This window comes from Candidatus Galacturonatibacter soehngenii, from assembly GCF_008830185.1.
In the GTDB taxonomy this organism is placed as follows: domain Bacteria; phylum Bacillota; class Clostridia; order Lachnospirales; family Lachnospiraceae; genus Lachnotalea; species Lachnotalea soehngenii.
In genome coordinates, this window is record NZ_WAGX01000007.1 from 204,129 (window position 1) to 228,908 (window position 24,780).

The window sequence follows — 24,780 nt, forward strand, 5'->3', positions numbered from 1 at the left end:
TAAGTTGTGAAAGGAGTATTAAGATGAAGGTGATTTTATTAGAAGATGTAAAATCCTTAGGAAAAAAAGGTGAAATTGTTAATATTAATGATGGATATGCAAGAAATTTTATTTTACCAAAGAAACTTGGATTAGAAGCAAACAATAAAAATTTAAATGATTTAAAATTGCAAAAAGCAAAAGAGGAAAAAATCGCACAAGAAATATACGAAGAAGCAAAGGCTCTAGCCGTTAAAGTTGCTGAAAAACCAGTTGTTTTAAGTATCAAGAGTGGAGAAGGCGGTAAGACCTTTGGTTCAGTTTCTTCAAAAGAAATTGCAAAAGCAGCACTCGATCAATTAGGACTAGAATTGGATAAGAAAAAATTACAGCTTTCAGAACCAATTAAAACATTAGGAACTACCATTGTACCAGTTAAGCTTCATCCTAAGGTGGTAGCAGAGCTTAAGGTAAATGTAAAGGAAGCGTAGGAGGTATCAATAGTGGAAGAAGCACTTATTAAAAGAGTTTTGCCACATAGTATAGAGGCGGAACAATCCGTAGTTGGCTCTATGATTATGGATCGAGAAGCCATCTTAGTTGCTTCTGAAATCATTACAAGTGAAGACTTTTATCAACATCAATACGGGGTGCTGTTCGAAGCTATTGTAGAGCTGTTTACAGAGGATAAGCCAGTTGACTTAGTTACCTTGCAAAACCGTCTAAAAGAAAAGGATGTACCGCCAGAGATAAGTAGTCTTGAATTTGTTCGAGATTTGGTTATGGCAGTTCCAACTTCAGCCAATGTAAAATATTATGCCAATATTGTTGCCGAAAAGTCTATGCTAAGAAAACTTATTAAGGTAAATGAGGAAATAGCAAATACCTGTTATTTGGGAAAAGACAAGCTAGAGGATATCTTAGAAGGAACAGAGAAAAAGATTTTTGATTTGATACAAAAGAGAAATTCAGGCGATTACGTTCCGATTAAGCAAGTTGTAATCAATGCATTAGAAAAAATTGAGGCAACTTCAAAAACAAAAGGAACCGTTACAGGAATTCCAACTGGATTCATAGATTTGGATTACAAAACCTCGGGTCTTCAGCCATCTGACCTCGTTTTAATTGCGGCTAGACCTTCTATGGGTAAAACAGCCTTTGTATTAAACCTTACGCAGAACATGGCATTTCGGCATAATGTAACTACCGCTATTTTTAGTCTGGAAATGTCAAAGGAACAGCTTGTTAACCGTTTGTTTGCATTAGAATCAAGAGTGGATTCCCAGTTGATTCGAACCGGTAATCTAGCTGATTCTGATTGGGAAAAACTAATAGAAGGCGCAGGGGTAATTGGAAGGTCCAATTTAATTATTGATGATACACCAGGTATTTCCATATCGGAGTTACGTTCTAAATGTAGAAAATATAAGTTGGAGAAGAACCTTGGAATTATAATCATTGACTACTTACAGCTGATGACTGGTAGTGGAAAAGGCGAATCAAGACAACAGGAAATCTCTGATATTTCAAGATCATTAAAAGGTCTCGCGAGAGAATTGCATGTCCCAGTTGTAGCATTGTCTCAGTTAAGCCGTGCGGTGGAGCAAAGACCAGATCACAGACCTATGCTGTCCGATCTTCGTGAATCAGGAGCAATTGAGCAGGATGCAGACGTTGTTATGTTCTTATATCGAGATGATTATTATAATAAAGATTCAGAGAATAAGAATATAGCTGAGGTCATTATAGCAAAGCAAAGAAATGGTCCAATTGGTACTGTTAATCTAGTTTGGCTTCCAAATTACACAAAATTTGCAAATATGGAAAATAAATAAGTCTGGCTTATGCCAGACTTGAGGCTGCCGACTTTGTTGGCAGCCTTTAAAATTCATGGCTAACGCCATAAATTTTAGTTATAGGTTGTAAAAATGCTGATTAACTCGTACAAGGGCTTTGCCCCTATTAATCAGCATTTTACACTACAGTGAAAGTGAATTTCACTTGCGTGATTTAAATTGAGAACGCTTCGTTCCCAAACTCTCCGCTTTCATAAAGTGGTTGTCTATAGTGTGAAGTCTGGCTTATGCCAGACTTTTTTTAATTTAAGTGAAGTTATTTCTAAGAAATTAAAATTAATTTTAACATAATAGGAATATTCTAAGGCGAACTATAATATATATAGATATAGAGAGTTTATGTTTAAACCGGGCGACGTAGTAAAGAAGTATAAGTTTAGTTAAAAACACAACTGTAAATGCTTTTATTGAGCTGATGGCAAAGCGTAACGAAATAAGTAGTTAAACAAGAGGAGGAAAAATTATGGACAAAAGGTATATGATATCCGATGCTGCAAAGTTAGTTGATGTCGAAACACACGTGCTTAGATACTGGGAGGAGGAACTGGAGCTTTCTATTTTAAGAAATGAAATGGGGCATAGATATTATACAGAGGGTGATATTAACCTATTTCGAAATGTAAAAATCTTAAAAGAAAGAGGATTCCAATTAAAAGCAGTAAAGGCATTAGTACCAAAATTAAAAGACTGCAATGTGGACAAGCTAAGTGAAATGCTTCCACTTGAAACAGAGTTAACTTATCCAGTGGTTGAAAATAATCATATGGTAAAAGACTCAGAAAATAAAACAATGGAAATATCCACTAAAATGCCATCCACTAACCTTAGCAACGATAAAATGCAGCAATTTCAAAATATAATTAAAAGTATTGTAAGTGAGGCCTTGATGGAAAATAATTATGAATTAGGAAAAGAAGTTGGGGGAAGAGTATCAGAAAGTGTGTTAAAAGAGATGGATTACCTCATGAAAGTTCAGGATGAACGAGAAGAGGAGAGATATAAGAAATTAGATGAGTTAGTTCGAACCCATCAAAAACATAGAAAAGAGATTGCGGCCACAGCAGAAGGAGGGAAAAAAAAGAAAAAATTTCGTCTATTATAAAATAAAACAAGTAGAATGGATTTGTCTTCCTTCTACTTGTTTTATTTTGAGTGTAAAACTGGATTATTGAGAAATGGAACCAGTTGGACATGTTGCTGCACATGCACCACAGTCGATACAAGAATCAGCGTCGATTACGTATTTTCCATCACCTTCGCTAATTGCGCCTACTGGACATTCTCCTTCACAAGCTCCACAGCTTACACAACCGTCATTAATAACAAATGCCATACTATTATCCTCCTTAAATTTTCGTATTATAACTAAATCAATTGTATTTAGTTATGCACTTAAACTGATATAAATTATCAAAAGTACTTGCTTCTGATAATATACATTTTAATACAAATCTACTTAGATGACAAGCATAAAACAAAGTACAATTATGTGAACTTATGCAAATAAATAACAACATTTTTATGCTTCAAGTTCACTACGGCGTTTTTTTATGCCTTCAATGATATGTTTTTTTGCTTCAATGGCATCCTCTTTATCCAAATCATTTAAGTTTTCTAATGGATATTCCATACCTAGCTCTTTGTATTTTTCACGTCCCATAGTATGATATGGTAAAACGTCTAATGCCTTTAGGTTTTTTAAATCTCCAATGAAATAACCTAAGTCAAATAAATATTTTTCGTTATCGGTAATAGTAGGTACCACTACATGACGAATCCAGATATCAACGTCCTGACTATCCAGATATCGAGTAAATTTTAATATCTGTGTATTGGATTGTTTGGTAAGCTTTACATGTTCTTGAGGATCAATATGCTTAATATCAAGCATTACCAAATCCGTCACCTTCATCAAACGATCAAATTTAGCCATAAGCTCGGCGTTTTTTTCGTTGTAAATAATACCTGAAGTATCAAGACAAGTATGAATATTTTTTGCTTTTGCAGCTTCAAAAAGTTCAATTAAGAAATCTATTTGTACCAGTGGTTCTCCACCAGAAACCGTTAAGCCCCCATTTTTATAAAATGGAATATTCTTTTCATAAGCTTTTAATATCTCATCTACACTCATCTGCTTACCAAGATTTAAAGCCCATGTATCTGGATTATGACAATACAAGCAACGCATTGGACATCCTTGCGTAAAGACAACAAAACGAATACCAGGTCCATCTACGCTACCAAAACTTTCAATTGAGTGAATATAACCGTTCATAAAATAACCTCCTTTCAAACAAATCTAAGATATAAAAACAGGAAAAGAAGAGTCTTTTCCTGTTCTGTGTTGTTTCAAATATAAAGCAAAGGAAAATTACATTGCGTTGTGGAAAGTACGTGAAATAATATCGTTTTGCTGTTCCTTTGTTAATTTAATGAAGTTAACAGCGTATCCAGAAATACGAATGGTTAACTGTGGATAATTTTCTGGATGAGCCTGTGCATCTAATAATGTTTCTCTGTTTAATACATTTACATTTAAATGATGGCCACCACTTACTGAATATCCATCTAATAAAGAAACTAGATTATCAACTTGAGCATCGCTAATATTTGACATTTTAAATTCCTCCTATAAAATCATTTTGTTTGGGACTAGTTAGTCGGCGTCTTTTTCTTCATCAAGCCCTTCGTGAAGGGTTGGGATACTGCAAGCTAAATCGCCTTTTGCGCAGTCTAGACAGCCTAATTGTTCTACAGTTTTTGTTTCGTTTTCAGATTCAATTGTACTGATATTTAGATGACCAACTCCTTTGGATACGGAGTTGTCTAGTAAAGCAACAATGTCATCTATCATAGTTTTATTATCCATAAAATCAGTCCTTTTTATATAAGCTTATTTGCTTAAATCAAGATCAATATCACCAGCAAAAATCTGATCTTCTTTACCAAGTGCACCAGGAATGATTGTGAATGTATTTGAAATACCATCCTGTGCATCTCTAAATGGAAGTTTTGAAACAGATGCAAGTGAAGCTACAGCACCTTTACTATCACGTCCGTGCATTGGGTTAGCACCTGGAGCAAATGGTTCACCTTGTTTTCTTCCATCTGGTGTAGAACCTGTATTTTTACCATAAGTTACGTTTGAAGTAATTGTTAAAATTGATGTTGTTGGAATACCATTACGGTAAGTTTTATTTTCTCTTACATATTCCATGAAGGTATGAACCAAATTACTTGCTAACTCATCAACACGTTCATCATCATTACCGTATTTTGGAAAATCACCTTCCACTTCGTAATCTACAACGATACCGTTTTCATCACGAATGGTTTTAACTTTTGCATATTTAATTGCTGATAATGAATCTGCTACAACAGAAAGTCCAGCAATACCTGTAGCAAACCAACGAGTTACTTCTCTATCGTGTAATGCCATCTGAATTTTTTCATAGCAGTATTTATCATGCATATAGTGGATGATATTTAATGTATTTACATAAACACCAGCTAACCATTTCATCATATCTTTGTATTTATCCATTACATCATCAAATTCAAGATACTCAGAAGTAATTGGTCTGAATTTTGGTCCTACTTGCTTTTTGCTAATTTCATCTACACCGCCGTTAATAGCATATAATAGACATTTTGCAAGGTTTGCACGAGCACCAAAGAACTGCATTTCTTTACCAAGTCTCATAGAAGATACACAGCAAGCGATTGCATAATCATCACCATGTGTTACTCTCATCAAATCATCATTTTCATATTGAACAGAAGAGGATGCAATTGAAGTTTTAGCACAGAACTTCTTAAAGTTCGCTGGTAATTTAGTTGACCAAAGTACTGTTAAGTTTGGTTCTGGAGATGTTCCTAAGTTGCTTAGTGTATGAAGGTATCTAAAAGATGATTTTGTAACCAATGGACGTCCATCTATACCAACACCACCGATTGATTCTGTAACCCAAGTAGGATCTCCTGCAAAAATTGCATTGTATTCAGGAGTACGAGCAAATTTTACTAAACGTAATTTCATAACGAAATGATCGATAAATTCCTGAATTTGTTCTTCTGTAAATCTTCCTTCTTTTAAATCTCTTTCAGCATAGATATCAATAAAGGTTGAAGTACGTCCAAGAGACATAGCTGCACCGTTTTGTTCTTTTACAGCTGCTAAATATCCAAAATATAACCATTGAATTGCTTCCTGTACATTGGTAGCAGGTTTTGAGATATCATATCCGTAGGTTGCACCTAATTTCTTTAACTCTTGTAATGCTTTAATTTGTTCCGATAATTCTTCACGTAAACGGATTACATCCTCTGACATAATAGAAGGAGTAGTATCCTTTTGATTCTTTTTATCTTCAATTAGACGGTCTATACCATATAATGCAACACGACGGTAGTCACCAATGATACGTCCACGTCCATAAGCATCTGGTAGTCCAGTAATAACATGGTTAGATCTACAAGCTCTCATTTCTGCTGTGTAAGCATCAAAAACACCTGCATTATGTGTTTTTCTATGAGTTGTAAAAAATTCTGAAATTTCAGGATCTACTTTGTAACCATTATCTTCGCAAGCTTTTTCTGCCATACGAATACCACCGTAAACTTGCATAGATCTCTTAAATGGTTTATCGGTTTGGAAACCAACAATCGTTTCCTTGTCTTTATTTAAATATCCAGCACCATGTGAAGTGATGGTAGAAACAATTTTAGTGTCCATATCAAGAACACCGCCTGCTTCACGTTCTTGTTTTGTTAAGTCCATTACTTGAGCCCAAAGTTCAGTTGTGTTTTTTGTAGGTCCAGCAAGGAAAGAATCGTCTCCTTCATATAAAGTAAAGTTTTTCTGAATGAAGTCTCTTACATTAATTTCTTTTTCCCAAATACCACCCACGAAATCGTTCCATTCTGATCTCATTTGAATTTCCTCCTAATTGATATTTATAATTGAATGTGATTACTCTTAAATGACTTAAAAGTATGTTAACAGTTTAACTAACTTAATTATAATGGAATACTGTATACACGTCAAGGCTTCGGAATGTATTTTTTTGAATACAGTATACAAAAATCGAGTAATTAAAAACCTATAAATAAAAGTATATATTTATAGGTTTTTAAAAATTGTAAATGTAGTAATTATTTATTTAGCTAATGCCAAATATTCATTAATTTTAGCCGCTAGCTCATCAGCATCAATTCCATGAACCATAGATGCTTCTTCAAGAGTTTCACCTTGTGAAGAAGGACATCCAACACAGTGCATTCCTGACTGCATTAAAATTGGAACAATGTTACTATCAACTGCGATTATATCAGCAATAATCATGTCTTTTGTGATTTCTGCCATAATAATACCTCCTTAAGTATACATAGTTAAGATTATTATAATCTGTTTTGTACGAGTTATTCGTAGTAAAAGTATTTTATCACTTCAAATAAGTTTTAGCAAATACTACAGTGCTTTATATGCCTTATTGAGAATCTTTGTTCAATAAGGAATTGATTCAAAAAATTGAATGTAAAAAGCCAAGGTTTTCTTGGCTTTTATTAATGCAACTTATTACATATGCGATAAGATCTGTACTGCATTTCCTGTTATAAAAATTTCATCATGCTCTCTTAAGCGAGCTTCAATAGAAGGAGTATATTTTATCTGAGATGCATACTCAGATAAGATATTACAAATCTTATTAAATTGTTCTGGGGTATGAGTCGTTTTGCTAATTACCAAATAATACTTACCAGTTGATGTTTCTTTATATAAGGAATTCTTTCCATCGTAATATCCTTCTAATACAGAAGACAAACGAATTACAGTATCTAAATTATCAAAGGAATATAATTTTGTTAAATCTACAGATTCTGAAAGTTTAATTGACTCTTTCGAGAGATTCTTTTTGGAAGAAGCTTTTTCTTCCTTATCCTGAGTCAAAGATTCAGACAACGGAACAAAATTATCATTATTACTTGCAGTTGATTTCGATTTTTCATCATGAATTTTCTTAAATAAATCTAAGACATCATCTGCACCTGTTAGAGGGGATACTTCAGTAGTACTTTCTATATCTTCTTTATCACTCAAAGAAGGTGCAAACCTAGAAAATCGAGTATCTAATTCTTCTGGATCTTCCACTTTTGTAATGACGAGGATAATACAATCAGGTGATAATGGAATCGCTTCAATCATTAAAGGAATATCTTCAGCTTCAAATCCAAATTCGTAGGATGCTTGTTGCATCATGTCTCGAAATAATGATTTGGCTTTTTCAGTTCCATAAGCTAATTCACTAATTTTTAGTTCCCTGTCAGCTAAGTCGTCTTTCGTCAAAGTACAGCGTATTTGGTTATCGTTTACTTTTTCGATTTTCATAATATCACATCCTTTACATAAGGTTTAAAGAAATGAGTTAATTTATACCTAGTAATTTTATATTATTATCCTATTATAAGTATATCACAGTATATACAAAAACGTTACATAAGTCAATCATTTATTCAAAAATAAAAATGAAAAAATACTAGGTAATTGTTGGATTTTATGGTTTTTTTATATAGTAAACTAAAAATTAAAATAAATATTGCAAATTAATTAAAATTTATATATAATATTTATTTATAAGAGGAAAATTTCTGTGTATTGATAGTGAAAAGGAGTTGGTTTAAATTAAATAATCATGATTTGTTTGCATTAAACGAGACGAAACATCGTTTTAGCCTGTATGATCGATATCGAATCGAAAGGCAGATTGGTTGTGGATTAAGCGGCAAAGTATATCTGGCAGAGCATATTAAGTTAGGGGCAAAGCGGGTAATAAAATGTGTTAGCAAAAAAGAATCCATGTACCAACAATTTTTAGCAGAAGCTACACTTCTGAAAAATCTTACACACCCAGGTATTCCAGTTATTTATGATCTTGAAGAAGATGAGGAATACTTATATATTATTGAAGAATATATTGAGGGTGAGTCTTTAAAAGCAATTATGCTTGATCAAAAAGCTATTTCAAGAGAATCAGCAATTCATATCATAATCCAAATTTGTGACATAATAGAGTATCTACATAACATAAGGCCTTATCCAGTATTATATTTAGACTTAAAACCTGATCATATTATAGTATGTAATGATTGCGTTAAAATAATTGATTTTGGAGCAGCAATTTATATGGAAAAAGAGGAAGTTGATTACTCTTTTGGAACACCAAGTTTTGCAGCACCAGAACAATTTTATAGTTTAAAGCTTGATCCTAAGGCGGATATTTATGCAATTGGTAGTATTTTATATTTTATGTTAATTGGTAAAAAACCTTCTCAATCAAATAGCAAAAAATCTAAAAAAAATGAATTTCTTTCTATTTCTCAAGATCTAAAAAAAATTATTTTAAAGTGCATGGCAAAGAATCCCCAAAATAGATATGATAATGTAGCTCAAATAAAAAAAGATTTATCAATATGCAAAAATAAAAAAAATACTCTTATAATATCCATTTTGGGTAGCCAGTCCAGAATAGGAGTTTCACACATAGCAATTGGGATGGTATCTTTTTTAAATAAAAATGGAATAAAGGCCATTTATGAAGAAAAAAACAAAAGCGAAATTGTATCCAATATAAAAGATATAAACGCACATCTATATCATAAGGACGGAATTTATTACTTTAAAAATTTCATTGCAGTTCCAAACTATAACGAGACAATCAGTATCAACAAAAGTGATTTTGAAGTAATTGTAAGAGATTGTGGAACCTTTCATGAGCGAAGCAGTGATTATGGAACCGCTGATATTCGATTGGTTGTGTTAGGTACAAAGGAATGGGAGTATTCTTTTTCCAAGGAATGTATGGAAGCAATGAATGATAACAAATCTCAGTATCTATTTAATATGTGTGGAAAAGGACAAGCTTATAAGGCAGCACAATATCTTGGAATTAAGAGAGGATATCACGTACCATTTTTTACTGACCCATTTGTTAATAACGGTGCGTCAGAGAAAGCATTTAAACATATGCTAAAAGGCATTATTCATGTAAAGAGGAGGATGTTATTCAAAAGGTGAGAATTGAAAACGAAGATACCGCCATTAAGACGATTGGTATCACTGGAGTACAAAAAGGTGCAGGAGTAACTCATCTCTCCATTATGTTAGGAAACTATATTCGCGCAAAATTAAACAAAAATGTTACAATTATAGAAATGAATCAGAGTGGTGCTTTTAAAGAATTAAAGGAGTACTATTTAGCCAAGCATAAACATGAACAAGAATATGATACTTTTTCGATATCAGAAGTTACCTATTATTATAAGGTAGAAAAGGAAATGCTTGGAATGATTTTTAACCTTTGTAGGGATTATGTTATTATCGATTTTGGAGAAATAAATGAAGAATGCACCAAAGAGTTTTTAAAATGTAATATCAAGATTGTTGTTGGGAATTTGAATCCATGGAACAGAACCAAATTAATATCATACATGGAATTCTTTATTTCCAGAGACTATCTTGGAAAAATTAAATATGTATCCAGATTTATAACAAAAGACGAGATACGTCACATAAAGAATATCTATAAGACCAATATATATGCACAACCTTTTGAACCTGATCCCTTCTTAATTCATGGATGTAATTTTGAATTTTTAGAAAATTTATTATAACAATCTGATTCATTTATAAGTACGGTAAGCAGTATTTCAATAATATATCACGAGTCTCTAAAGGAATAGAAAATGGCATACTTGTAAATGAATTAGAAGATGGAGGAATTATGAATAATCAGGGGTTAGACCTATATTTTTTAATTGAATTAGAACAATATGTTACAAAGGGAGTACCGTTAGTTTTAGAAGGTCGTGCAAGTACACCAATTCAGATTTTTGATGCTTTGCGTGAATGTAATGACTATATGAGTGATTACATTGGTGACGAGCAAGGTATTCTAAGAGAAATAAGATTCGATAAAATAAGCAAGTATTAAATTGGTAAGTCATAATGAAAATAAAGGGAAGAGTCATTCAAATTAAAAACTAATTACGGATATCCCTCTATGCGTAGATCGAATGACGGGTGTTTGGGTGGGTAAGTGTTATCAGTTCAGCCTCTTGTATGGCTGGGCTGGTAAGCAAAATTTGACTAATTTATTCAGAAAACATTAAAAAAAATTTACAATGTCGAAAATAGTAATGACGTTATGGTGTGTTCATGGTATAATAAACGAGAAAAAAATAGAATTTAGAATATGGAGGGATAGTTTACATGAGGAGAAGGACATCTCCAGAGCTAAAAAAGAAGATCATATCAGTTTTTGCTACCCTAGTATTGTTGATCATTGTAATTATCATTTATGTAGTAGGAAATATAATTGAAAAATATACACCATCGGATAAAAAAGCAGATTTGCCAGAATACTTTGCACTTAGCAGTGAAGATGAAGTAGCATTAATTTTACAAGATACGAAAGCGGAAGAAAAAGGTTTAATCTTTAATGATGAGATTTATCTAGAATATAGTACGGTAAGAAAATATTTAAATCCTAGATTCTATTGGGATCCTAATGAGAATGTTCTACTTTACACAACACCAAGTGATGTAATAACAGCTAGTGTTGGTAGTAAGGATTATTATATAAGTAAAAATAAAAATACTGAGAATTATGTAATTGTTAAGGTAGATGGAAATAATGCATACATTGCGCTAGATTATATACAAAAATATACAAATATTGCGTATGAGAGATTTAGCGACCCAAATCGCGTTCATATTACTTATGAGTGGGGCAATGTAACGTATGCACAACTTAAAAAAGATGATAGTGTTCGTGTTAAAGGTGGAATAAAAAGTCCGATTTTAACGAATGTTACAGAAGGAAGCAAAGTAGCAGTCTTAGAACAAGGCGATGAGTGGAGCAAAGTTCGAAGTGAAGATGCTTTTATTGGATACATTAAGAATAAAAACTTGATTAATATAAGCCAGGAAACAGAAAGCAGAAGTTTTGAGGAACCTGTTTATACGAGTATCAAGAAAGATTATGACATTAACCTTACTTGGCATCAAGTAACAGAAAAAGCCGCAAATAGTAAGCTTCTTACTCTTTTAGCAGATACAAAAGGAATTAATACCATATCACCGACTTGGTTTTCTTTGTCAGATAATGAAGGTAATTTTACGAGTCTAGCAGATGCTACTTATGTACAGCATGCACATCAATTAGGAATAGAAGTGTGGGCGTTAATTGATAATTTCAATCCGAATGTTAGTACTTATGAAGTGCTATCCTATACATCAAAACGTGAGAAGTTAATCAATCAATTAATTGCCGCGGCAATTGAATATAATTTGGATGGAATTAACATTGATTTTGAGGAATTAAAATCAGAAGAGGGAGAACACTTTGTTCAGTTTATCAGAGAGTTATCCATAAAATGCAGAAACAATGGAATTGTATTATCGATTGATAACTATGTTCCAACTGAGTATTCAGCCCTTTACAATAGAAAGGAACAAGGAATTGTTGCAGATTACGTGATTGTTATGGGATATGATGAGCATTTTTCGACCTCTGAAGAAGCAGGTTCTGTTGCCTCAATTGGTTTTGTGAAGTCAGGAATTGAGAACACTCTTAAGGAAGTTCCGAAGGAAAAGGTTATTAATGCGGTTCCATTTTACACCAGACTATGGATTAAGACTCCAAAAACGGAAGATGAAATTGCAAGTGAGAATGAGAGTACAGAATTTATTCCATACAAATTATCAAGTGAGATATATAGTATGGCAAATCAAGACAAGCTCATCAGTGCAAATGGCCTAGAACCAACTTGGGATGAGACAACGGGTCAGTACTATGCACAGTATGAGAAAGATGGAATCACATATGAGATTTGGCTAGAGGAGGAAGCTTCCATCGAAGAAAAGATGAAGTTGGTAGACCAGTTTGAGATTGCTGGAGTAGCAAGCTGGAAGCTTGGTCTTGAAAAAAAGAGTGTTTGGGATACCATTATCAAATATGTGAATTAGGCAGAGAAAACCCAAAGACAGAATAATAACATTTTATTTTCTTCATGTACATAAAATGTATAAATGAATGTGTGTGCAGGAATGTAGCATGAAGAGAAAAACGATAGAAATTTTAATGACTGTGATACTTCTGATGAGTGCGCTGGTGATTGGCCAGCAAGGAAGTGTTGCAGTCACAAACATGAAAAGCGCTAAACAAAAACCAGTTGTAGTAATTGATGCCGGACATGGTGGAAATGACCCCGGAAAGGTAGGAATCAACAATGCATTGGAAAAGGATATTAATCTAAGCATTGCAATCCTACTTAAAAAAATGTTGGAAGCAGAAGATATTGAGGTCATTATGACTAGGGAAACAGATAAGGGCCTCTATGATGAAAATGCTAAAAATAAAAAAGTACAGGATATGAAAAGACGATGTGAAATTATTGGTAAGGCAAATTCAGTCGTAACGATTAGTATTCATCAAAATAGCTATCATGAAGAATATGTAAATGGTGCACAAGTTTTTTACTTTCAACATTCCGATAACGCAAAAAAATTAGCTGAAATAATACAAACACAGCTACAAACGCATGTACAACCAAATAACAAAAGGTCTGCAAAAAACAATGCAAGTTACTATTTACTTAAAAAAACAGATGCAACGGCAGTAATCGTGGAGTGTGGGTTTTTATCAAACTACGAAGAAGCTTCAAAACTAGTCGATGAAAATTACCAGCAAAAATTAGCTTGGGCAATTCATCTTGGTATATTACAATATATAAATGGATTATAAATAGTGAGAGAAAAACGATGAATACAAAACAAAAAAAGATTCAAATGAACCAAATGGATAAAAAGGCCATACAAGAGGCTGCCCAAATACTAAGACAGGGAGGATTGGTTGCATTCCCAACTGAGACAGTATATGGATTAGGCGCAAATGCACTAGATGAATTTGCATCCTCGAAAATTTATGAAGCCAAGGGAAGACCTTCGGATAATCCTCTTATTGTTCATATAGCTGAGCTTGAAGCATTGGACAAAATAGTAAAGGTAGTTCCTGATAATGCGAAAAAACTTGCAGAGATTTTTTGGCCTGGACCATTGACTATGATATTTGAAAAAAAAGAAATTGTGCCTCTAGGAACGACTGGGGGCTTAAATACTGTAGCGGTAAGGATGCCAAAGCATGCGTTAGCACTTAACCTGATAAAAGAAGCAGGTGGATATATAGCTGCGCCCAGTGCCAATACATCAGGTCGGCCAAGTCCGACTAAGGCGTCGCATGTTGCTATGGATTTGGCAGGGAAAATCGATATGATTTTAGATGGGGGTGCGGTTTCCATTGGAATCGAATCGACTATTATAGATGTTACCACAAATCCACCAATGATATTACGACCTGGATTTGTAACAAAAGCTATGATGGAAGCTGTAATTGGTGAAGTATCAATAGATCCGACTATTTTAGGGGATAAAGAATTAAATGATCGTCCAAAAGCACCTGGAATGAAATATAAGCATTATGCACCCAAAGGTGATTTGACCATTATAGAAGGTGAAGAAGAACAAGTAATTGTAAAAATAAATTGTTTGGCGAAAGAAATGTCAGACAAGCAATATAAGGTTGGAATTATTGCAACCGATGAGACTATTAACAGGTATGATGTGGGACAAGTTATTAGCATCGGGAAAAGAAGTGATGAGCAGACGATAAGCCATAATTTATATCGCGTGCTTCGAGAATTTGACGAGAAAAATGTTGATGTTATCTATTCGGAAAGTTTTCAAAGTGAAAAGATGGGGATGGCTATCATGAATCGATTACTAAAGGCAGCAGGGCACAAGGTGATTCATATTTAATATAGTAGAGGTTGATGCGGCTTGTCCGCTTTTCAACATAGATATTTGTATAACATTTAAGGAGGAACAATATGATAGCACTAGGTTGTGATCATGGTGGATTTACTTTAAAGCAAGAAGTAATTTCCTATTTGGAAGCAAACAAGCTGGAATATAAGGATTACGGTTGTTTTGGTGAAGAAGCTTGTGATTATCCAGTATATGGGAAGGCAGTGGCAAATGCGGTTGCCAGTGGGGAATGTGATAAGGGAATTATTATATGTGGAACTGGGATTGGAATTTCAATTGCTGCGAATAAGATAAAGGGTATCAGAGCGGCACTTTGTTCTGACTGTTTTAGTGCAGAAGCTACAAGACTTCATAACGATGCAAACATAGTTGCTATAGGAGCAAGGGTGGTAGGCCCAGGACTTGCCGTTAAGATTATTGATACATTTTTAAATACAAAGTTTTCAGATGAAGATAGACACAAACAAAGAATTAGTCAAATTGAAGACTAAATTTAGGAGGAAAATATGTCAAACGTAACAGTAATGGATCATCCATTAATTCAACACAAAATAGGAATTATTAGAAGAACGGATACTGGTTCAAAAGATTTTAGACAAATGATAAGTGAAATTGCAATGTTAATGTGCTACGAAGCTACAAGAGATTTAAAGCTTCAAGATGTTGAGATTGAAACACCAATTTGTACAACCACTGTTAAAGAATTACAAGGAAAGAAGCTTGCAGTTGTACCAATTCTTAGAGCTGGATTAGGTATGGTTGATGGTATGTTATCCATGATACCAGCAGCAAAAGTTGGCCATATTGGATTATATCGTGATCCAGAAACATTAGAGCCAGTTGAATATTATTGCAAACTTCCAGCAGACTCTGCTGAAAGAGAAGTGTTTGTAGTAGATCCTATGTTAGCGACAGGTGGTTCAAGTGTTGCTGCAATTCAATTGTTAAAAGATAAAGGTGTTCAAAATATACGTTTTATGTGTATCATTGCTGCACCTGAAGGTGTAAAGAGAATGCAAAAAGAGCATCCAGATGTAGATATCTATATCGGAGGTTTGGACGAGCGTTTAAATGACCATGGATATATTGTACCAGGACTTGGAGATGCTGGAGATAGAATCTTTGGAACAAAATAAAAAAGAATCGCTAGTGTGTTACGCACTGGCGATTTTTGTAAATAAAGGGTTTAAAAACAATTAAATTTACTTTATAATCACACTATATAAGGAGGGATATTTATGAGTAGCAAAAGAAATGATTATATTACTTGGGATGAATACTTTATGGGAGTTGCCAAACTATCTGGTATGAGGTCGAAAGACCCAAACACACAAGTAGGTGCTTGTATCGTGAGTGAAGATAATAAAATTTTGTCAATGGGGTACAATGGTTTTCCCAAAGGGTGCTCGGATGACGAATTCCCATGGGAACGAGAAGGCGATCCGCTAGAAAATAAATACTTATACACGACACACAGTGAGTTGAATGCTATATTAAACTATCGTGGTGGAAGCTTAGAAGGTGCAAAACTCTATGTTTCTTTGTTCCCATGCAATGAATGTGCAAAGGCAATCATACAATCTGGAATAAAGACGGTAGTTTATGATGAAGATAAATACAAAGATACACCTTCTGTAATGGCTTCAAAGAGAATGTTTGATGCGGCAGGTGTAAGATATTATCAATATCAGCGTACCAATCGAGAGGTTGTATTAAAATTATAAGATCAATAAAAGAAGCTTAAAAAGAAATATACTTCACATGTAAAAACGCCCAAGCCAACGGATGCTTAGGGCGTTTTGTGTAATTATTTCTTAAATGAAATCTTTTCTCATAGGAGTAAAAACATCAAGAAGCATTGTTTCTTCTAATGCGACAACACCATGTTCAACATTTGGTGCTACATAGTATGTATCACCAGCCTTTAATACTTTATCATCCTGTCCATCTTCTTTATAGAGTAAAGAACCAGATATAATATATCCAATCTGCTCATGAGGATGTGAGTGCAAAGCGCCAATTGCCCCCTTTTCAAAATGAAGTTCAACAGACATCATATTTTCGCTATAAGATAATACTTTTCGTTTGACTCCTCCGCCTAAATTGTTGATGATTGCACTATTATTTTCCGTATACATAAATGTTCTCCTTATTTGCTTTACAAAAACTATAGTATGGCTTGTAAAATATGTCAATATAAAATAAGAATATTAAATAAAATAATAAGCTAAAGTGGTTCATTGTTTATTACTGTAATGGAATCTTGCTCTACAAATTCTTTGTCCAAACTCTTCCTATTATAGTAGGATAAGGAATAGATATCGGAATGTGTACCAAGAGCAAATGCAGTAGGGGTAAGACCTGTAATGGACTTAAACACGCGATTAAAATTTCTAATATTATTAAAGCCACAATTAATAGCAATGTCTGTTACTTTATCGGGAGTGTTCTTCAATTGATTTGCAGCATGTTCAATGCGAATGAGATTGACATAATTTACATAATTAATACCTGTTAACTTCTTAAATATTTTAGAGAAGTGACTCTCTGAAAAACCCATTTTATTAGCAGCAAAGGAAAGTGATAGATTCTCGTAATAATTGGTATCAATATAAGAAAGAAGCTGCTGTAAATCATAGAGCATAGTATCTCTTTTGTTGGTTTCACCAATCGGGAGATGAGCCTTTGGAAGTTTGCGAAGTAGTTGATACCAAAATTCTTTTAAGGTAGCAGTTATAATTTCGCGATAGTAAGGCTCTTTTTGCTTGGTTTCTATCTTTAGCACATTAATTAAATGTATGAGTTTTTTATCTAATTGCAATTCGCATAACATTTCGGCAGTAATCAAAGGGTGCTTAAAGTTACTCTTATTGTAAAGAGGACTTACAATATTTGGGTCAAAAATAATAAAATCTAAGGAATTGTCCATATCAAATGAATCACTATAATGGATATGCCCACTATCACATATGACCAAATCTCCTTTATTTGCTAAAAAAATATCATCATTAATACTGATTCTCGCACTTCCGCCACGTATATAAATGAATTCAATCTCTTTATGCCAGTGCGCTAGAAAACTAATATTTTTATAAGAAGAATGCCATACCATAAAATCAGAATCATAGCTTCTTACTTCATGAAATGCCTTCATTTAGTCCTCCCATTCTTATTTGCTATTTTAAACTAGAGTATCGATTTAGAATAAAACATATCTGTCATGGATATAGTATAACAACAATGACAAAAAATGTCCATATATCAACAGATTTTTGCGAGCATTAAAAGGCTAGCTATTGTATAATTAGCATAGAATAAGAAGCTAATAAAATAAATTCTTAGTTAAATCAACCATAGAAGATAAAGATGAAATTTTATTTGTGGTAAATGTGGATATTTCAGTTTCGTTTAAAAATGTTAACTGTAAGTAGTATGCATGTATGATGGCTAAGAATTATCATAACAAGGTGAAAAATGGAGGAATGGAAAATGGCAGAAAGCAGATTAATTGGTGATTATCCTGTTATTGGTATCAGACCAACAATTGACGGAAGAAGAGGACCTTTAAAGGTTAGAGAATCTTTAGAAGAGCAAACTATGGGAATGGCAAAGGCAGCAGCAAAATTATTTACAGAGAACCTAAGATATTCAAATGGTGAACCAGTAAAAGTTGTCATTGCAGATACAACAATTGGACGAGTAGCAGAGGCAGCAGCATGTGCGGATCAATTTAGAAAAGCAGGTGTTGATATTACACTTACCGTTACCCCTTGTTGGTGCTATGGTTCTGAAACAATGGATATGGATAAAAACACCATAAAAGGTGTATGGGGCTTTAATGGAACCGAAAGACCAGGAGCAGTGTACTTGGCAGCAGTACTTGCAGGTCACGCACAAAAAGGACTTCCTGCATTTGGTATCTATGGACATGATGTACAAAATGCAGATGATACAGACATTCCTTGCGATGTAAAGGAAAAATTACTTCGTTTTGGACGTGCAGCAGTGGCAGCAGCAACTATGAGAGGGAAATCCTACTTACAAATCGGCTCAATTTGTATGGGTATCGCAGGCTCAATTATTAATGTAGAGTTCTTTGAAGAATACCTTGGAATGAGAGTAGAATCAGTAGATGAAGTGGAAATCATTCGCCGAATGACAGAAAACATCTATGATGAAGAAGAATACAAAAAAGCACTTGCATGGACAAAAGAAAAATGTAAAGAAGGCTTTGATAAGAATCCAGAAGAAGCACAAAAGTCACCAGAAGAAAAGGAAAAAGACTGGGAATTTGTTGTTAAGATGATGTGCATCATCAAAGACTTGATGAATGGAAACAAAAACCTTCCAAAAGGCTGTGAAGAAGAAAGCGTTGGACACAATGCCATTGCGGCAGGATTCCAAGGACAAAGACAGTGGACTGATTTTTATCCAAACTGTGATTTCCCAGAAGCACTTCTTAACTCCTCCTTTGACTGGAATGGAGCAAGAGAACCATACATTCTTGCAACTGAAAATGATACATTAAATGGTGTAGGTATGCTATTTAGTAAACTTTTAACCAATACAGCGCAAATCTTTGCAGATGTAAGAACCTATTGGAGCCCAGAAGCAGTGAAAAAAGCAACTGGCTATGAGCTAGAAGGTGTTGCAAAAGAATCAGGTGGATTTATTCACCTTATTAACTCAGGAGCAGCTTGCCTTGATGCTTGTGGAGAAGTAAAGGATGAAAATGGAAATGGCGTAATTAAGCCTTTCTGGGAAGTAACAGAAAATGACATAGAGGCTTGCTTAAAAGCGACTACTTGGAATGCAGCAGATCAAGGGTATTTTAGAGGAGGCGGATATTCCTCCAGATTCTTAACCAGAGCAGAAATGCCTTGTACTATGATTCGTTTGAACATTGTAAAAGGACTTGGACCTGTATTACAAATTGCAGAAGGATGGACAGTTAACTTACCAGATGAAGTATCGGATAAATTATGGAAGAGAACCGATTATACTTGGCCATGTACTTGGTTTGCACCAAGAACAACTGGAAAAGGTGCATTTACAACTGCTTATGATGTAATGAATAATTGGGGTGCAAATCACGGTGCAATCAGCTACGGTCATATTGGAGCAGACTTAATTACCTTATGTTCTATTCTTCGTATTCCTGTGTGCATGCACAACGTACCAGAAGAGCAGATCTTTAGACCAGCAAGTTGGAATGCGTTTGGAATGGATAAAGAAGGTGCAGATTACAGAGCTTGTGAAGCTTATGGACCATTATATCGTTAAGACAATTAGGTTTAATGAATTTGTTACAGTAAAGTGGAATACAAACTGTAATATGAATAGCAAAAAGTGTCTGAAAGGGTAAAACCTTTGAGACACTTTTGTGGTATACTGATTACTGAAGCCATAAGGCTTTACCATAACCTTTTACTGATAAAAGCAAGGGGGATAAAATATGTATAAAGTTCTACTAGTAGATGATGAAGCATTAATCCGCGAAGCAATAAGTGAAAATATCAAGTGGGAGGAGCATGGTTTTGAGTTTTTGGGAGCGTGTGAAAATGGAAAAGAGGCAATTGATCGAATCAATCAAGAGGTTCCCGATTTACTGATTACTGATATTTGCATGCCGTATGTAGACGGTATGGAGCTTACCAAATATGTATATGAAACATATCCTTTGACAAAGGTAATTATAATAAGCGGCTATGACGAATTTGAATATGCCAAGACGGCAGTGAAGTATAAAGTGTTAGAGTATGTTTTAAAACCCATTACGGCTTTTGAATTAACAGAGCTACTTGATAAAATTAAGACGGATTTTGATAAGGAATCACTTAAGAATAAAAATTTAAAAAAAATACGAGAAGCCTATATGAGCAATCTTCCTGTATTAAAAGGACGCTTTTTAAATAGTTTAATGCAAGGAAATTTATTACCTGAAGACATAAAGAAGAAATCAGAAGATTATGGAGTAGATCTATCTGGAAGATATTTTGCAACGGCAATGATACAGGGCGATGATTTGGAAGAATATCTAAAAAGGCATCATAATATCAAAGAAGATCTTGTATTGTTTTCTATTTATAATATTACAGAAGAAATTGTTAGTAAAGCAAAATGTGGGGTTACCTTTCAAAATGGAGAAGATAAGACAATTGTAATTTTTCAGTCTGACAAAGAGGAGGGATTTCGAAGCAGGGTATTTGATATTTGTACACAGATTCGAAGTGCTCTCAATCAATATCTAAAAATTGATGCAACGATAGGAATTGGCAAGACGGTAGCTACAATAAGCTGGTTGAATCGTTCACTAGAATCTGCAAGAGCGGTTTTGGAATATCGTTTTTTACTTGGTGGAAATGTAGTTTTAGATGCAAGAGAGTTAGGTAAGAATAAAACTTCGTTTGGCCTGGACATATCAGTATGGGTGGATAAAATTTTACTTAGTATCAAAGCAGGCGATACATTGGAAATTGAAAAAGTAATTCAAAGCTTTGTTTTGAAATTAAAAACAGATTATGTTTCCAAAAATCGTATTATTATCTACATTCAAAACATTGTTTTGTCAATCGTAAACATGTTAGAGGAAGCAGGACTTAGCAATGAGGAGTTTATGGAGGGAGAATACACGTTTATTAATCGAATCTATATGCTTAATCATTTAAAAGATATTGAAAATGAATTGATTGGTTTTTGTATAAAAGTATCACAAGGCATGACCAGTGAAAAAGATAGTTATGGAAATAGACAGGCGATAATGGCACTTGATTATATTGATAAAAATTATAGTAATTCCGAAGTTTCCCTAAATTCTGTCTGCCATCACCTTGCCATGAGTACCAGTTATTTTAGTTCGATTTTTAAGAACTACACAGGAGAAACCTTCATTGAAGCACTTACAAAAAAACGAATCGAAAAGGCAAAAAGCCTGATTGAACATACTTCGTTAAAGTCTTATGAAGTAGCAAATGAGGTTGGTTTTGGCGATCCTCATTATTTTAGTATTATTTTTAAAAAACATACAGGTTATACGCCAACAGAATATGCAAAAATTAAGAGGAAATAATGAATGACAAGAAAGCAGGGAAATCTTTTATTTCGATTTAAAAGCATTCGAAGCACCATGATCTTTTTTTTCACCATGATTATTGCGGTTGCACTTATAGTTTTTCTTATTATATCCATTCGCTATACTCAGGAAAACATCATGGAGAATTCAAAATACTATACCATGCAGTTGATCGAACAAGTGAATGGTGATATTGATTCCTATATGGACTATATGGAGAATATATCAAGACTGATATCAAAGAATAAAGATGTCATTGATTATCTGTATGATGAGACAGCTACCAAAGAAGAATTAGATCAAATCAAAACCAGAGTCATTTCACAATTTCAAACCATATCAGATGCCAGAGATGATATCTATAATATTGCAGTACTAAGTGACAATGGAAGAAATGTAATTAATGATGGAAAAGACCAACTCAATCCATATGCAGATATTAAGCAATCTGAATGGTATGTTAAGGCAAGACAAAGCAATGGAATTGCGGTCTTGTCTTCTTCTCATGTACAAAATGCAATCAAAGATGATTATAAATGGGTAGTAACTTTAAGCTGCGGGATTCAAAATCCCAATACTGGTACTATTGAAGGAGTTCTTTTTGTTGACTTAAACTATAGTGCGATTAATAATCTTTGTGAAGGAATTAGTATGGGAAGTAAAGGCTATGTTTTTATCATCGATTCCCAAGGAAGGATTGTATACCATCCAAGACAGACCCTTCTTTATAGCGGATTAAAGAGCGAAAAAGTAGAGGAAGCTTTAAACGGAAAGCAAACGAATTTTACAACAGTAGAAGGAGAAAATAGTAAGCTATACACGGTTTATACGTCCGAAAAAACGGGTTGGACGGTTGTAGGAGTAGCCTATTTGAGCGAACTTATGACAGGAAGAGAAGAAACGCAGTTAGCGTATCTGATCACTGCATTGTTTCTTATTATCATATCTGGAATTATTGCAATCATATTATCCAGTGAAATATCAAAGCCACTAAAGGAATTGGCTAATTCCATGAAGGCTGTTCAAGAAGGGCATTTTGAACATGCAGAAATTGAAATACTGGAACAAAATGAAATTGGAATGTTAAGCAATTCTTTTAATATCATGACACAAAAAATAAAGGAGTTAATGGAACAAATTGTAAGAGAGCAGAGGGCAAAGAGAAAAAGTGAGTTAAAGGCGCTTCAATCTCAAATCAATCCTCATTTCCTTTATAACACGCTTGATTCCATTATCTGGATGTCAGAAAGTGGTAAAAATCAAGAAGTCGTTTTAATGACCTCTTCATTAGCAAAGTTACTTCGTCAAAGCATTAGTAATGAAGATGAAATTGTAAGTATATACAGTGAAATCGGTTATACAAAAAGCTATCTAACGATTCAGAAAATGAGATATAAGAATAAACTAGAATTTGAAATTGACATAAAAGAAGATATTCTGAATGAATCCATTGTTAAATTAGTGCTTCAACCTCTCGTTGAAAATGCGATTTATCATGGGATTAAGTATAAGGAGGACGGAAAGGGTTTCATCCGCATTATGGGAGAAAGAGTAGAAAATGATATTGTCATTTGCATTGAAGATAATGGAAAAGGTATGGACAAAGAAGCACTCAATCACATATTTGACAAAAAAGAAAATAAAAAATCGGGTGGTGTAGGAGTCAATAATGTAAATAACCGCTTAAAGCTTTATTATGGAAGTAGATACGGTTTACGCTTTAGAAGTCAGGTTGATGTTGGAACTATGGTGGAAGTTAGAATTCCTGTATCAAGTGAGGAGGATAGCCACTATGAGAAATACTAAAAAATTAATTACATGGATGATATGGTTACTTGCATTTATTCTAATTGTTTTTTTACTGACCAGATGCAATGCAAAAGATAATAAGACGGTAAAAATAGTTTATGTTTCCAAAGTGCTAGATGATAACAATGCGTTTTGGTTTTCGCTGATTGAAGGGACAGAAATTGCCGCAAAAGAATATGGTGTTGAGCTTACTATCCTGGCACCAGACTCAGAAAGTGACTATGAAAAGCAAAATGATATGATTGCAAATGCAATTGCTCTAAAGCCAGATGCAATTTTACTATCTCCAGCCGATAATGAAAAAACATTACCAGCAGCAAAGAAGATAAAAGAGGCTGGAATTAAATTAATTCTTATCGACTCTCAGATGGCAGAACCAATTGAAGATGCCTTGATTGCAACGGATAATATTGAGGCTGGAAAGAAGGTTGGACAGTTAGTAAATCATCTAATCAAAGAAAATTCGAAAATCGCTGTTGTAAGTCATGTACAAGGTACTTCTACCGCCATTGCAAGAGAGGTGGGGCTTAGAATCGCTCTTGGAGAGGATGAGAAACGAATTGTAGACGTAGTTTTTAGTGATTCTGAATATGACAAGGCCTATCAGGTAACCAAAGAATTATTACAAGTTCATCCTGACGTGGATATCATAGCTGGTCTCAATGAATATTCTGCCATTGGTGCTGCAAGGGCGGTTCGTGATTTAAAACTGACGGATTCAATTAAGCTTATAGGATTTGACAGTTCCGTAGAGGAGATTCAGTTACTAGAATCAGGTGTATTTGATGGAATTGTGGTACAAAAGGCATTTAACATGGGATACATTGGTCTGGAAACAGCCATCAAAATTTTGCGTGGAGAAGAGGTTGCCACAAATATTGATTCAGGAAGTAACATTGTTCGAAAGGATGATATTTATACAGAGGAAAATCAAAAGCTTTTGTTTCCATTTCGCTAAAACGGTAGGATATTGTATAGCAATATCTTACCGTTTTTTAGCAAGTTATCATATTGTAGGATAAGCCTGTATATAATATACTAGGGAAGTTGCATTTTTATTGGGACTTATTACCAGCGATTAAAAGGTATCATTTTCCTTTATAAAAAATGACACATAAAAAGTACAATATAAAGAGAAAAATTATTATAATAGTAAAATAATTACCTTTTTCAAGAAAATA

Annotated in this window: 25 protein-coding genes; 16 read left to right on the forward strand and 9 right to left on the reverse strand. The window is 33.9% G+C overall.

Annotation, left to right across the window (positions count from 1 at the left end; translation table 11 throughout):
• Window positions 1-23: 23 nt before the first annotated feature.
• The 3 genes from rplI (at window position 24) to F7O84_RS15685 (ending at window position 2,937) form a co-directional block, all read left to right on the forward strand.
• A complete protein-coding gene (gene rplI, locus F7O84_RS15675; protein WP_151147397.1) occupies window positions 24-470 on the forward strand; it encodes a 50S ribosomal protein L9 in 447 nt (148 codons plus the stop codon).
• Between the two features lie 12 nt (window positions 471-482).
• Window positions 483-1,814 (forward strand): replicative DNA helicase, encoded by a 1,332-nt coding sequence (gene dnaB, locus F7O84_RS15680; RefSeq protein ID WP_151147400.1) that lies wholly within the window; start codon window positions 483-485, stop codon window positions 1,812-1,814.
• A 484-nt stretch (window positions 1,815-2,298) separates the two neighbouring features.
• The gene (locus F7O84_RS15685; protein WP_151147403.1) at window positions 2,299-2,937 is read left to right on the forward strand and encodes a helix-turn-helix domain-containing protein; all 639 of its coding nucleotides are present in this window, start codon (window positions 2,299-2,301) and stop codon (window positions 2,935-2,937) included.
• Between the two features lie 63 nt (window positions 2,938-3,000).
• On the opposite strand, the gene F7O84_RS15690 is transcribed toward F7O84_RS15685, so the two are convergent.
• The 7 genes from F7O84_RS15690 to F7O84_RS15720 form a co-directional block, all read right to left on the reverse strand.
• A complete protein-coding gene (locus F7O84_RS15690) occupies window positions 3,001-3,168 on the reverse strand; it encodes a DUF362 domain-containing protein (RefSeq protein ID WP_151147406.1) in 168 nt (55 codons plus the stop codon).
• A gap of 186 nt (window positions 3,169-3,354) precedes the next feature.
• The gene (gene pflA / locus F7O84_RS15695; RefSeq protein ID WP_151147408.1) at window positions 3,355-4,110 is read right to left on the reverse strand and encodes a pyruvate formate-lyase-activating protein; all 756 of its coding nucleotides are present in this window, start codon (window positions 4,108-4,110) and stop codon (window positions 3,355-3,357) included.
• 96 nt (window positions 4,111-4,206) lie between these two features.
• Window positions 4,207-4,452, reverse strand: a complete 246-nt coding sequence (locus tag F7O84_RS15700; RefSeq protein ID WP_151147410.1) for a glycine radical domain-containing protein — start codon at window positions 4,450-4,452, stop codon at window positions 4,207-4,209.
• 39 nt (window positions 4,453-4,491) lie between these two features.
• Window positions 4,492-4,704 (reverse strand): hypothetical protein, encoded by a 213-nt coding sequence (locus F7O84_RS15705; protein ID WP_151147412.1) that lies wholly within the window; start codon window positions 4,702-4,704, stop codon window positions 4,492-4,494.
• A 24-nt stretch (window positions 4,705-4,728) separates the two neighbouring features.
• Window positions 4,729-6,768: a formate C-acetyltransferase gene (gene pflB, locus F7O84_RS15710; RefSeq protein WP_151147415.1), complete on the reverse strand. Its 2,040-nt coding sequence runs from the start codon at window positions 6,766-6,768 to the stop codon at window positions 4,729-4,731.
• A gap of 225 nt (window positions 6,769-6,993) precedes the next feature.
• On the reverse strand, window positions 6,994-7,200 hold the full coding sequence (locus tag F7O84_RS15715; RefSeq protein ID WP_151147418.1) for a DUF1858 domain-containing protein: 207 nt from the start codon (window positions 7,198-7,200) through the stop codon (window positions 6,994-6,996).
• Between the two features lie 213 nt (window positions 7,201-7,413).
• Window positions 7,414-8,223 (reverse strand): adaptor protein MecA, encoded by an 810-nt coding sequence (locus F7O84_RS15720; protein ID WP_151147421.1) that lies wholly within the window; start codon window positions 8,221-8,223, stop codon window positions 7,414-7,416.
• A gap of 273 nt (window positions 8,224-8,496) precedes the next feature.
• On the opposite strand from F7O84_RS15720, the gene F7O84_RS15725 reads away from it, so the two are divergent.
• The 9 genes from F7O84_RS15725 to F7O84_RS15765 all read left to right on the forward strand — a co-directional run bounded on the left by F7O84_RS15725 (window position 8,497) and on the right by F7O84_RS15765 (window position 16,442).
• Window positions 8,497-9,909 carry a serine/threonine protein kinase gene (locus F7O84_RS15725; RefSeq protein WP_192451792.1) on the forward strand — a complete coding sequence of 471 codons (1,413 nt, stop codon included), beginning with the start codon at window positions 8,497-8,499 and terminating at the stop codon, window positions 9,907-9,909.
• The gene (locus F7O84_RS15730) at window positions 9,906-10,505 is read left to right on the forward strand and encodes a hypothetical protein (RefSeq protein ID WP_151147427.1); all 600 of its coding nucleotides are present in this window, start codon (window positions 9,906-9,908) and stop codon (window positions 10,503-10,505) included. Before F7O84_RS15725 ends, F7O84_RS15730 begins: the two co-directional genes overlap by 4 nt.
• Window positions 10,506-10,615: 110 nt before the next feature.
• Window positions 10,616-10,825 carry a hypothetical protein gene (locus F7O84_RS15735; RefSeq protein ID WP_151147430.1) on the forward strand — a complete coding sequence of 70 codons (210 nt, stop codon included), beginning with the start codon at window positions 10,616-10,618 and terminating at the stop codon, window positions 10,823-10,825.
• 278 nt (window positions 10,826-11,103) lie between these two features.
• The gene (locus F7O84_RS15740; RefSeq protein WP_151147433.1) at window positions 11,104-12,861 is read left to right on the forward strand and encodes a glycosyl hydrolase family 18 protein; all 1,758 of its coding nucleotides are present in this window, start codon (window positions 11,104-11,106) and stop codon (window positions 12,859-12,861) included.
• 88 nt (window positions 12,862-12,949) lie between these two features.
• Window positions 12,950-13,639, forward strand: coding sequence for an N-acetylmuramoyl-L-alanine amidase (locus tag F7O84_RS15745; RefSeq protein ID WP_151147436.1), 690 nt, complete (start codon window positions 12,950-12,952; stop codon window positions 13,637-13,639).
• Window positions 13,640-13,656: 17 nt separating this feature from the next.
• Complete coding sequence (locus tag F7O84_RS15750) at window positions 13,657-14,709, forward strand: L-threonylcarbamoyladenylate synthase (protein ID WP_151147439.1); 1,053 nt, start codon at window positions 13,657-13,659, stop codon at window positions 14,707-14,709.
• A gap of 71 nt (window positions 14,710-14,780) precedes the next feature.
• Complete coding sequence (gene rpiB / locus F7O84_RS15755) at window positions 14,781-15,209, forward strand: ribose 5-phosphate isomerase B (protein ID WP_151147440.1); 429 nt, start codon at window positions 14,781-14,783, stop codon at window positions 15,207-15,209.
• Window positions 15,210-15,224: 15 nt separating this feature from the next.
• Window positions 15,225-15,854, forward strand: a complete 630-nt coding sequence (gene upp / locus F7O84_RS15760) for a uracil phosphoribosyltransferase (RefSeq protein ID WP_151147442.1) — start codon at window positions 15,225-15,227, stop codon at window positions 15,852-15,854.
• 102 nt (window positions 15,855-15,956) lie between these two features.
• Complete coding sequence (locus F7O84_RS15765) at window positions 15,957-16,442, forward strand: deoxycytidylate deaminase (protein WP_151147445.1); 486 nt, start codon at window positions 15,957-15,959, stop codon at window positions 16,440-16,442.
• A gap of 90 nt (window positions 16,443-16,532) precedes the next feature.
• On the opposite strand, the gene F7O84_RS15770 is transcribed toward F7O84_RS15765, so the two are convergent.
• Complete coding sequence (locus F7O84_RS15770; protein WP_151147447.1) at window positions 16,533-16,856, reverse strand: cupin domain-containing protein; 324 nt, start codon at window positions 16,854-16,856, stop codon at window positions 16,533-16,535.
• A gap of 89 nt (window positions 16,857-16,945) precedes the next feature.
• Complete coding sequence (locus tag F7O84_RS15775) at window positions 16,946-17,872, reverse strand: AraC family transcriptional regulator (RefSeq protein ID WP_151147449.1); 927 nt, start codon at window positions 17,870-17,872, stop codon at window positions 16,946-16,948.
• A 335-nt stretch (window positions 17,873-18,207) separates the two neighbouring features.
• Here F7O84_RS15775 and F7O84_RS15780 point away from each other — a divergent pair, with 335 nt between their 5' ends.
• The 4 genes from F7O84_RS15780 to F7O84_RS15795 all read left to right on the forward strand — a co-directional run bounded on the left by F7O84_RS15780 (window position 18,208) and on the right by F7O84_RS15795 (window position 24,557).
• On the forward strand, window positions 18,208-20,001 hold the full coding sequence (locus F7O84_RS15780; RefSeq protein ID WP_151147451.1) for an L-fucose isomerase: 1,794 nt from the start codon (window positions 18,208-18,210) through the stop codon (window positions 19,999-20,001).
• Between the two features lie 172 nt (window positions 20,002-20,173).
• On the forward strand, window positions 20,174-21,787 hold the full coding sequence (locus F7O84_RS15785) for a response regulator (protein WP_151147452.1): 1,614 nt from the start codon (window positions 20,174-20,176) through the stop codon (window positions 21,785-21,787).
• Window positions 21,788-21,790: 3 nt separating this feature from the next.
• The gene (locus F7O84_RS15790) at window positions 21,791-23,596 is read left to right on the forward strand and encodes a sensor histidine kinase (protein ID WP_151147454.1); all 1,806 of its coding nucleotides are present in this window, start codon (window positions 21,791-21,793) and stop codon (window positions 23,594-23,596) included.
• Window positions 23,583-24,557: a substrate-binding domain-containing protein gene (locus F7O84_RS15795; RefSeq protein ID WP_192451793.1), complete on the forward strand. Its 975-nt coding sequence runs from the start codon at window positions 23,583-23,585 to the stop codon at window positions 24,555-24,557. The genes F7O84_RS15790 and F7O84_RS15795 overlap by 14 nt, the downstream gene beginning before the upstream one ends.
• The last annotated feature ends 223 nt before the right edge of the window (window positions 24,558-24,780 follow it).